Source organism: Pseudomonas sp. PI1, assembly GCF_000812405.1.
In the GTDB taxonomy this organism is placed as follows: domain Bacteria; phylum Pseudomonadota; class Gammaproteobacteria; order Pseudomonadales; family Pseudomonadaceae; genus Pseudomonas; species Pseudomonas citronellolis.
On sequence record NZ_JWMC01000087.1, the window covers coordinates 75,298 to 84,992 of the forward strand.

Here is a 9,695-nt window from a genome sequence, read left to right on the forward strand (position 1 = left end):
TGTCCCTGGTGGTTACGGGTGATTCGAGCGCACCGCCGTGCTGCCGCCCTGGCTGGATTCAGCATGCCGGTGCTTCGTTACGGTTCTTTTGCCGCGCGGCGCGTTGATGGTCAGCACGCCGGCGATCACCAGGGCCACGCCAAGGGCGCCGCGGGTGTTCAGCGCTTCGCCGAAGCCGGGCAGCGCGGCGGCGCCAAGGTAGACCAGGGCGTAGCTGATGCTCAGCAGCGAATAGGCGCGGCCCAGCGGCAGGTGGCGCAGGGCGCCCAGCCAGCACAGCAGCGACAGCGCGTAGGCCAGCACGGCGGCGGCGAGCACGCCCAGCAGCGGCAGGTGGTAGGTGCTCAGCGCTTGCAGCCACTGCGCCGGCCCGGGCAGGCGCACCATGGCCCAACGCATGCCCAACTGGGCGCCACTGACCAGCGCCACGCTGCCCAGCGCCAGGGCGAAGCCGGTGACGCGGCTCATGCCTGCGCCCCCAGCAGCGCCACGCCGGCGCCGATCAGCAGGATGCCCAGCCAGTGGCGCGCCTCGACGCTTTCGCCGAAGAGCAGGCGCGCGGCCAGGGTGACCAGCACGAAGTTCAGGCTCAGCATCGGGTAGGCCAGGCCCACCGGCAGGTGCTGCAACAGCAGCAGCCAGAGCAGCAGGGCGGCGCCCAGGCAGGCCACGGCCAGCAGCAGCCAGGGCGACAGCAGCTTGCCCGCAAGGCCGAGGCTGCGTTCGCCCCAGCCGTCCACGGCGAGCTTCTGCGCCACCTGGCCGAGGCAGGTGAGCAGGCACACGGCGGCGAGCAGCACGGCGGTCATGGCGCGGCCTGCGGGATCAGCAGGAAGACCAGGTGGTTTTTCCGGTAGCTGGTGACATCCCGCGGCATCAGCGCCAGCTCGGCTTCGTCACCGGGGCTGTTGATGCGCAGGATCACGCCCACCGGGCCCTTGCGGCGCGCATCGGCGAGCCAGGCGGGGAAGCCTTCCAGGCTCAGCGAGCGGCCCCGGGCGTCGGGGTAGCCGAGGCCGTACTTGAGCTCGCCCTCGGTGTTGAGCAGGAACACCTCGCTGCGCCCGGTGCGCCAGGCCAGCGCCGAGGCGCCGCCCAGGTCGTTGCTCAGCAGGGTGCGGGCGCCGGCCAGCTCCTCCAGGTGCTGGGCGATGAACTGGTCGGGCATCTTGCTGTTGACCATGCGCTCGGGCAGCGCCGCCGGCGCCGCGGCCACCAGCAGCCAGGCGGCCAGCGCCGGGGCGGCCCACAGCTGCTGCGGGCGCAGCCATTGCAGGGCGCCGCACAGGGCCCAGAGGGCGCAGACCAGGCCTATCAGCAGCAGGCTCGGCAGTTGCTGGTGGTACAGCGCCTTCTTCGCCTGCAGGAATGCCAGGGCGGCCAGGCCGAGCAGGCCCAGCAGCAGGTTCAGCGCGCCGTTCAGGCGCAGCGCCCGCAGGCGCCCGCTCTCCAGGGCGCCGGCCAGGGCATCGGCCATCAGCAGGGCCAGGGGCGCGAAGCAGGGCATGATGTAGGTCGGCAGCTTGCCCCTGGCCAGGCTGAAGAACAGAAAGGGCATGGCGAACCACAGCAGCAGGAACACCGCGTGGGGCGCGCGGCGCGCCTGCCAGCCGCGCTGGAAGGCGGCGGGGACCAGCAGCGTCCAGGGCGCCGCGCAGGCGAACAGCAGCGGCACGAAGAACCAGAACGGCCGCGCGTGCTGGGCGTCGCTGCCGGCGAAGCGCTGGATGTGCTCGTGCCAGAAGAAGAAATGCCAGAAGTCCGGCTCACGCAGGTGCACCGCCAGCACCCAGGGCAGGCTGGCCAGCAGCGCCACCAGCAGCGCCAGCGGGCCGAGCAGGAAGAGTTCGCCCAGGCGCCGGCGCCACAGCGCGTAGGGCAGCGCCACCAGCACCGGCAGCAGGCCGGCGAGGAAGCCCTTGGTCATGAAGCCCATGGCGCAGGCCGCGCCCAGGGCCACCCAGGCGCCGAGGCGGGCACGGGGCGAGGTGGCCTCGAAGGCGAACCACAGGGCGAACAGGCTCAGGTTCACCCACAGGGTGAATTGCGGGTCGAGGTTGGCGTAGCCGGCCTGCCCGGCGATCAACGCGAAGCTGGCGTAGAGCAGCGCGGCCATCCACGCCCGGCCCGGCTGCGGCCACAGCCGCCGGCCCAGCAGCCAGACCAGCAGGGTGCTGCAGGCGCTGACCAGCACCGAGGCGAAGCGCACGCCGAACAGGTTCTCGCCGAACGCCGCCTGGCCGAGGGCGACCAGCCAGTAGCCGGCGATGGGCTTCTCGAAGTAGCGCAGGCCGAGGAAGTGCGGCGCTACCCAGTCGCCGCCATGCAGCATGTCCTGGGCGACCTGCGCGTAGCGCGCTTCGTCGGGTATCCACAGGCCGTGCAGGCCCAGCGGCACGAGGAAGAACAGGACCAGCACGGCCCCGGCCAGCAAGCTATAGCGCCGGTTCATCGCTGCACGCCCAGCCAGCCTTCGCGGCCCGCCAGGCTGCCGCGGCGCAGCTCGCCCAGCGGCAGCGTCGCCGGGTCGGCCGGCAGCAACTGGCCGAGGGGGCGGAAGCGGATGCCGCCCTCGCGGGCATGGCCCAGCAGCGTGCGGAAGGCGTCGGCCATGACGATGCCTTCCACTTCGGCGTGCACGGTGTAGACGTTCAGCGCCCGCGGGCGGAAACGGGCCATGATGAAGTCGTTGAAAGCGCCGGCGGAAAGGTCCGGGCCCACCACCTCGTCGAAGGTCGGCAGGTCCACCGGCACCTGCGGGGTGCCCGGGCGGCCGTCGGCCAGGCGCGGGCGGAACGGCGAGGCGCCGCGGCAGTCGCTGTTGTAGCGGAAACCGAAGGCCTCCTTGGCCTGCACGGTGCGCTCGTCGGCGCGCCAGCCGGCCACCGCCGAGCAGTCCACGCGCTGGCCGAGGATGTCGCTGAGGCTGTCCACGCCCAGGGCGATCTGCCGGTGCAATTGCTCGGCGCTCCAGTGGCCGGCGTTGGCCTGCCAGCCGTGGTGGTCCCAGGCGTGCAGGCCGACCTCGTGGCCGGCGGCCAGGGTGCGCCGCATCAAGGGGCCGAGGTCGCGGCCGATGGGCCGGCCGGGCCAGGCGGTGCCGGCCAGGAGGATGTCCCAGCCGTACAGGCTGGCGGCTTTGGAGCGCAGCATCTTCCACAGGAAGCGCGGCCGCGCCAGGCGCCACAGGTGGCGGCCCATGTTGTCCGGGCCGACGCTGAAGAAGAAGGTCGCCTGCACCCCGGCCTCGTCGAGCAGCTCCAGCAGCCGCGGCACGCCGTCACGGGTGCCGCGGTAGGTGTCGACGTCGATGCGCAGCCCGGCCTGCATCAGCTGGCGACCCTCAGCTTGCCGGCCTGCTGCTGCTCGGCGATGGCCTCGCGCAGGAAGAAGTCGAGGGTCTTGGCGATGGTCTCGCGCATGTGCACCTTCGGTTCCCAGTCCAGCAGGCGGCGGGCGTTGTCGATGCTCGGCTTGCGGTGCGCCACGTCCTGGTAGCCGTCGCCGTAGAAGCTGCGGCTCTCCACCTCGCGGAAGCCGGCGAAGGGCGGGAAGTGCGCGCGCAGCGGGTGGGCCTCGAACTGGCGCAGCAGTTCCTCGCCCAGCTCGCGGATGCTCGCCTCGTTGTCCGGGTTGCCGATGTTGACGATCTGCCCGTCGCAGCGCCCGCCGTCGTTGTCGACGATGCGCGCCAGGGCCTCGATGCCGTCGTCCACGTCGGTGAAGCAGCGCTTCTGCGCGCCGCCGTCGACCAGGCGGATCGGCGTGCCTTCCACCAGGTGCAGGATCAGTTGGGTGATGGCTCGCGATGAGCCGATGCGCGCCGAGTCCAGGCGGTCCAGGCGCGGGCCCATCCAGTTGAACGGTCGGAACAGGGTGAAGCGCAGGCCCTTCTGGCCGTAGGCCCAGATCACCCGGTCGAGCAGTTGCTTGGACACCGAGTAGATCCAGCGCTGCTTGTTGATCGGGCCCACCACCAGGTTGGAGCTGTCCTCGTCGAAGCTGGCGTCGCTGCACATGCCGTACACCTCGGAGGTGGACGGGAAGATCACCCGCTTGCCGTACTTCACGCAGTAGCGCACCAGCTTGAGGTTTTCCTCGAAGTCCAGCTCGAACACGCGCAGCGGGTTGCGGGTGTACTCGATGGGGGTGGCGATGGCCACCAGCGGCAGCACCACATCGCACTTCTTGATGTGGTACTCGATCCACTCGGTGTGGATGCTGATGTCGCCCTCGACGAAGTGGAAGTCCGGGTTGCTCTTCAGCCGTTCGATGGCGTCGGAGCCGATGTCCAGGCCGTACACCTCGTAATTGCCGTCGCGCAGCAGGCGCTCGGAGAGGTGGTTGCCGATGAAGCCGTTGACGCCGAGGATCAGCACCCGCGTCTTGCGCCGGGGTTTGCCTACCGCGTGCAGTCGCGAGCCGGTCACCAGGCCCATCTCGCGGGCCAGTTGCGCGCCGGCGAGGAACAGCCCGGCGTCGCCCTGCTGGCCGGCTACTATCTCCAGGCTGTCTTCGCCGCAGGCGATGCGCAGCGGTTCCACGCCAAGCACGGCGCCGGCCGGGCGGCCCTGGTTGCCGGGCACCACCTTCGACTGCCAGACGATCAGCTTGCGCTCGCCCACCGGGGCGAAGGCGCCGGGGTAGGGTTGCGTCACCGCGCGCACCAGGTTGTGCAGCTCGCTGGCCGGGCGGCGCCAGTCGAGCAGGCCGTCGGCCGGGGTGCGGCGGCCGAAGTAGCTGGCCTGGCTTTCGTCCTGCTCGCGCTCGACGAAGTCGCCTTCGAGCATCGCCGGCAACAGCCGGCCGAGCAGTTCGCCGGCGGCCTCGCGCAGCTTGCCGTGCAGGCTCAGGGCGGTGTCTTCGGCGTCGATGGCCACGCGCTGCTGGGCGATGATGGCGCCGGCGTCGGCGCGCTTGACCATGCGGTGGAGGGTCACGCCGGTTTCGCTTTCGCCGTTGACCAGCACCCAGTTGGCCGGGGCGCGGCCGCGGTAGCGCGGCAGCAGCGAGCCGTGCAGGTTGAAGGCGCCGCGGCGGGCGCAGGCCAGCAGTTCCTCGCCGAGCAGGTGGCGGTAGTAGAACGAGAAGATGAACTGCGGCTGCAGCTCGCGGATGCGCGCGATCCACAGCGGATGGTTGACGTCCTCCGGGGCGTGCACCGGGATGCCGCGCTGCGCGCACAGCTGCGCCACCGAGCCGAAGAAGCGGTTTTCCCGCGCGTCGTCGGCGTGGGTGAACACCGCGTCGATCTGGTAGCCGGCGGCCAGCAGGGCTTCGATGCCGGCGCAGCCGATGTCGTGGTAGGCGAATACGAGGGTCTTGGCGCTCATTGGGCTAGGGACTCGACGGCAGGGGTAGGGGAGATCGACGCGGTGCTGGCGGTGGGCAGGGCCGCGCCGCGCGCCACGCGCTCGATGAAGAAGCGCGGGCGGGCGCGCACGTCGTTGTACATGCGGCCCAGGTACTCGCCGAGCAGGCCCATGCCGACCAACTGCACGCCGCTGAACAGGAAGAGGATGGCGAACAGCACGAACAGGCCGTCGCCGGCCCAGGCCGCGCCGAACAGCAGGCGCAGCGCCAGCAGCAGGACGCCGAAGGCCGTCCCGGCCAGGGCCATGCCGGCGCCGACCAGGCTGAGCAGGCGCAGCGGGCTGGTGGTCATGCAGGTGACCAGGTCGAACATCAGGTTGACCAGGCGCAGGAAGCCGTACTTCGACTCGCCGTGCTCGCGCTCGGCGTGGCCGACCACGATCTCGCTGGTGTGGCGGGCGAAGCTGTTGGCCAGGATGGGGATGAAGGTGCTGCGCTCGCGGCAGGCCAGCATCGCCTTGACGATGCCGCGGCGGTAGGCGCGCAGCATGCAGCCGTAGTCGCTCATGGCCACGCCGGTGGAGCGCTGCACGGCCAGGTTGATCAGCTTCGACGGCCAGCGGCGCAGGGCCGAGTCCTGGCGGTTGCCGCGCACCGTGCCGACCACGTCGTAGCCCCTGGCGGCCTGCTCGACCAGGCGCGGGATTTCCTCCGGCGGGTTCTGCAGGTCGGCGTCGAGGGTGATCACCAGGTCGCCGCGGCACTGCTCGAAGCCGGCCATGATCGCCGCGTGCTGGCCGTAGTTGCGGTTGAGGATGACCGCCAGCACGTGGCTGTCGGGCGCCTCGGCGGCTTCCTGGAGCAGTTCGGCGGAGTCGTCGCGGCTGCCGTCGTCGACCAGCACGATTTCGTAGGCGCGGCCGAGCTGGCGGCAGGCGGCGTCGGTGCGGCGCAGCAGTTCGGGCAGGCTGTCCTGCTCGTTGTACACCGGGATGACCACGGAGACGCAGTCGATGGCATAGGGTTTCACGGGTTCACCGAAGGAGGGTTTCGCAGGCCCCGACCACGCGCTCCAGGTCGGCGTCGGTCATGTCGGGGAACAGCGGGATGGAACACAGGCGCGCCGAGTTCCATTCGGTGGCGGGCAGGCTGACGCCGGGGAAGCGCTGGCGGTACCAGCTGTGCAGGTGGGTGCCGATGAAGTGGATGCCGCTGCCGATGCCGCGCTGCTGCAGGGCCTGCATGAAGGCGTCGCGATGCATGCCGCAGGCCTGCTCGTCGATGCGCAGGATGAACAGGTGCCAGGCGTGCTGCTGCGGATGGCCGGGCACGCTCAGCGGCTGCACCGGCAGGTGCGCCAGGCGCGCCAGGTACTGCGCGGCGAGTTCGGCGCGGCGGGCATTGAGCGCGTCCAGGCGCTCCAATTGGATCAGGGCGATGGCGGCGTTGATGTCGGTGAGGTTGTACTTGAAGCCCGGCTCGATCACCTGCGCCTGGGGTTTGCGGCCATGGCTCAGGCGGTCGTAGGCGTCCACCCCCAGGCCGTGGAACTTCAGGGTGCGCACGCGGTTGGCCAGGGCTTCGTCGTCGCTGACGAACATCCCGCCCTCGGCGCAGGTCATGTTCTTGATGGCGTGGAAGGAGAAGATCGCCGTACCGCGTGAACCGACGTGGCGGCCGCGGTAGCGGGTGCCGGCGGCGTGGGCGGCGTCCTCGATCACCGCGATGCCGTGTTTTTCGGCCAGGGCGTAGAGCGGGTCGAGGTCGAAGGCGGCGCCGGCATAGTGCACCGGGATGATCGCTTTCGTGCGCGGGGTGATGGCTGCCTCGATGCGCGCGGCGTCGGTCATCAGGGTGTCGCGGTCGACGTCGACGAACACCAGCGTGGCGCCCAGCAGGCAGATCATGTTGGCGGTGGACACCCAGGTCTGCGACGGGGTGATTACCTCGTCGCCCGGGCCGATGCCCAGCGCCAGCAGGGCGATGTGCATGGCGCCGGTGGCCGAGGCCACGGCCACGGCGTGCTTGCAGCCAACGTAGTCGGCGAAGCGCTGCTCCAGCAACTGGTTCTGCGGGCCGGTGGTGATCCAGCCGGAGCCGAGCACCTGGCTGACGGCCTGGATTTCCTCGGCGCCGATGCTGGGCCGGGAGAAGGGGAGGAACGCGTTGTCCATGCGGGTCACGGGACTGTGGCCATTGAGTGCATCCATGCTCGCCGAGCAATCGTTAAGAACCCGTTATGAGCATGTTCGGAAAATGTCGCGGCCCTGCCTGCACCCTGGCGGGGCAGGGCAGACGGGAGAGCGCGGGCCGCTTCGTGCCCTTCGCCAGGAGTGCCGGTGTCTGCCGCGCCGGGCGCCGAAAATGGGCCCGCAGGCCGCGGCCGCTCTATTCCGGGGCAAATTGAACGAGCGCTCGATTTGGCCGGAAAACACTGTTGAACACTCGTTCATTAGTGGTTATGGTGATGCCACGCCCCGCCGCCTGGGATATCCACTACGCCGCCGTGGCGGCGCAACGCGCCGGGGAGGACGCGATCGTCCTCAGCGTCGGCGATCCGGACTTTGCCACGCCGGCCTTCATCACCGATGCGGCGGCCGAACCCGAAGCGCGCCTGGGATCAAGGTCAAACGGCGGATAACGCCGTAGGCGTTATGCGCCCTACGGCTGGAAACGAAAACGCCCGCACGATGCGGGCGTTTTTGCTGGGCACCGAACTCAGTGATGTTCGCGCGTGGCGCGGAAGGTGATGTCCGGCCAGCGCTCTTCCATCAGGCTCAGGTTCACCCGGGTGGGGGCCAGGTAGGTGAGGTGGCCGCCGCCGTCCACGGAGAGGTTCTCGAAGGCCTTGTCCTTGAACTCCTTGAGCTTCTTCTCGTCCTTGCACTCGATCCAGCGGGCCGACCAGACGTTGATCTGCTCGTAGGCGCACTCGACCTTGTATTCCTCCTTCAGGCGGCTGGCGACCACGTCGAACTGCAGCACGCCCACGGCGCCGAGGATGATGTCGTTGTTGCGCTCGGGGAAGAACACCTGGGTGGCGCCTTCCTCGGCCAGCTCCTGCAGGCCCTGGCGCAACTGCTTGGACTTCAGCGGGTCCTTCAGGCGCACGCGGCGGAACAGTTCCGGGGCGAAGTGCGGGATGCCGGTGAAGCCCAGGTTCTCGCCTTCGCTGAAGGTGTCGCCGATCTGGATGGTGCCGTGGTTGTGCAGGCCGATGATGTCGCCGGCGTAGGCCTCTTCCAGCTGCTCGCGCTCGCTGGAGAAGAAGGTCAGGGCGTCGGCGATCTTCACGTCCTTGCCCAGGCGCACGTGGCGCATCTTCATGCCCTTCTCGTACTTGCCCGAGCAGATGCGCATGAAGGCGATGCGGTCGCGGTGTTTCGGGTCCATGTTCGCCTGGATCTTGAACACGAAGCCTGTGAACTTCTCCTCGGTGGGCTCGACGATGCGCTCGTGGGCAGCGCGCGCCAGCGGCTGCGGGGCCCAGTCGACGATGCAGTCCAGCACCTGGTCGACGCCGAAGTTGCCCAGCGCGGTACCGAAGAACACCGGGGTCATCTCGCCCTTGAGGAAGGCTTCCTTGTCGAACTCGTGGCAGGCGCCCTGCACCAGTTCCAGCTCTTCGAGGAAGTTGTCGTAGAGGTCGCCCAGGTGCGCGCGGGCCTCGTCGGAGTCGAGCTTGTCGATCACCTGGGTTTCGATGCGCTCGTGGCCGTGGCCGGGCACGTAGACGATGATCTTGTCCTCGGCCAGGTGGTACACGCCCTTGAAGTCCCGGTAGCAGCCGATCGGCCAGGTGATGGGCGCGGCCTTGATCTTCAGCACCGCCTCGATCTCGTCGAGCAGCTCGATGGGGTCGCGGATGTCGCGGTCCAGCTTGTTGATGAAGCTGACGATGGGCGTGTCGCGCAGGCGGCAGACTTCCATCAGGGCGATGGTCCGCGGCTCCACCCCTTTACCGCCGTCGAGCACCATCAGCGCCGAGTCCACCGCGGTCAGGGTGCGGTAGGTGTCTTCGGAGAAGTCTTCGTGGCCGGGGGTGTCGAGCAGGTTGACCATGTGCTCGCGGTAGGGGAACTGCATCACCGAGGTGGTGATGGAGATGCCGCGCTGCTTCTCCATCTCCATCCAGTCGGAGGTCGCGTGGCGGTCGGACTTGCGCGACTTCACGGTGCCGGCGACGGCGATGGCCTTGCCCATCAGCAGCAGCTTCTCGGTGATGGTGGTCTTACCGGCGTCGGGGTGGGAGATGATCGCGAAGGTACGGCGCTTGGCGACTTCGGCGGCCTGGTTGGTCATGGGTGCGTGCCTGCTGGAGTTCGGTGACGGCGGGCGCGGGCGGCCCGGGAAAGCGCGGGGTTATAGCCCAAAACCCTGCG

9 protein-coding genes are annotated in these 9,695 nt (G+C 69.5%); 1 reads left to right on the forward strand and 8 read right to left on the reverse strand.

Annotated features, from left to right (window positions below; translation table 11 throughout):
- Positions 1-12 precede the first annotated feature (12 nt).
- From arnF to arnB, 7 genes are read right to left on the reverse strand one after another with little or no spacing between them, the layout of a single operon-like run.
- Positions 13-468: a 4-amino-4-deoxy-L-arabinose-phosphoundecaprenol flippase subunit ArnF gene (gene arnF / locus RN02_RS26545; RefSeq protein ID WP_043318111.1), complete on the reverse strand. Its 456-nt coding sequence runs from the start codon at positions 466-468 to the stop codon at positions 13-15.
- Positions 465-809 (reverse strand): 4-amino-4-deoxy-L-arabinose-phosphoundecaprenol flippase subunit ArnE, encoded by a 345-nt coding sequence (arnE, locus tag RN02_RS26550; RefSeq protein WP_043318113.1) that lies wholly within the window; start codon positions 807-809, stop codon positions 465-467. Before arnE ends, arnF begins: the two co-directional genes overlap by 4 nt.
- Positions 806-2,452: a lipid IV(A) 4-amino-4-deoxy-L-arabinosyltransferase gene (arnT, locus tag RN02_RS26555; RefSeq protein WP_043318116.1), complete on the reverse strand. Its 1,647-nt coding sequence runs from the start codon at positions 2,450-2,452 to the stop codon at positions 806-808. The genes arnE and arnT overlap by 4 nt, the downstream gene beginning before the upstream one ends.
- Complete coding sequence (arnD, locus tag RN02_RS26560; protein WP_161796265.1) at positions 2,449-3,333, reverse strand: 4-deoxy-4-formamido-L-arabinose-phosphoundecaprenol deformylase; 885 nt, start codon at positions 3,331-3,333, stop codon at positions 2,449-2,451. The genes arnT and arnD overlap by 4 nt, the downstream gene beginning before the upstream one ends.
- Positions 3,330-5,333 carry a bifunctional UDP-4-amino-4-deoxy-L-arabinose formyltransferase/UDP-glucuronic acid oxidase ArnA gene (gene arnA, locus RN02_RS26565; protein ID WP_043318120.1) on the reverse strand — a complete coding sequence of 668 codons (2,004 nt, stop codon included), beginning with the start codon at positions 5,331-5,333 and terminating at the stop codon, positions 3,330-3,332. Before arnA ends, arnD begins: the two co-directional genes overlap by 4 nt.
- The gene (gene arnC / locus RN02_RS26570; RefSeq protein ID WP_043318122.1) at positions 5,330-6,343 is read right to left on the reverse strand and encodes an undecaprenyl-phosphate 4-deoxy-4-formamido-L-arabinose transferase; all 1,014 of its coding nucleotides are present in this window, start codon (positions 6,341-6,343) and stop codon (positions 5,330-5,332) included. Before arnC ends, arnA begins: the two co-directional genes overlap by 4 nt.
- Positions 6,344-6,347: 4 nt before the next feature.
- A complete protein-coding gene (arnB, locus tag RN02_RS26575) occupies positions 6,348-7,487 on the reverse strand; it encodes a UDP-4-amino-4-deoxy-L-arabinose aminotransferase (RefSeq protein ID WP_043318124.1) in 1,140 nt (379 codons plus the stop codon).
- 293 nt (positions 7,488-7,780) lie between these two features.
- Here arnB and RN02_RS34045 point away from each other — a divergent pair, with 293 nt between their 5' ends.
- Positions 7,781-7,954 (forward strand): hypothetical protein, encoded by a 174-nt coding sequence (locus RN02_RS34045; protein ID WP_167360995.1) that lies wholly within the window; start codon positions 7,781-7,783, stop codon positions 7,952-7,954.
- 77 nt (positions 7,955-8,031) lie between these two features.
- On the opposite strand, the gene RN02_RS26585 is transcribed toward RN02_RS34045, so the two are convergent.
- Positions 8,032-9,615 (reverse strand): peptide chain release factor 3, encoded by a 1,584-nt coding sequence (locus RN02_RS26585; RefSeq protein ID WP_043272311.1) that lies wholly within the window; start codon positions 9,613-9,615, stop codon positions 8,032-8,034.
- Positions 9,616-9,695 lie beyond the last annotated feature (80 nt).

Coding starts and splice junctions, on each gene's coding strand:
- arnF (WP_043318111.1), bottom strand. CDS start 468: ATGAGCCGCGTCACCGGCTTCGCCCTGGCGCTGGGCAGCGTGGCGCTG.
- arnE (WP_043318113.1), bottom strand. CDS start 809: ATGACCGCCGTGCTGCTCGCCGCCGTGTGCCTGCTCACCTGCCTCGGC.
- arnT (WP_043318116.1), bottom strand. CDS start 2,452: ATGAACCGGCGCTATAGCTTGCTGGCCGGGGCCGTGCTGGTCCTGTTC.
- arnA (WP_043318120.1), bottom strand. CDS start 5,333: ATGAGCGCCAAGACCCTCGTATTCGCCTACCACGACATCGGCTGCGCC.
- arnB (WP_043318124.1), bottom strand. CDS start 7,487: ATGGACAACGCGTTCCTCCCCTTCTCCCGGCCCAGCATCGGCGCCGAG.
- RN02_RS34045 (WP_167360995.1), top strand. CDS start 7,781: ATGCCACGCCCCGCCGCCTGGGATATCCACTACGCCGCCGTGGCGGCG.
- RN02_RS26585 (WP_043272311.1), bottom strand. CDS start 9,615: ATGACCAACCAGGCCGCCGAAGTCGCCAAGCGCCGTACCTTCGCGATC.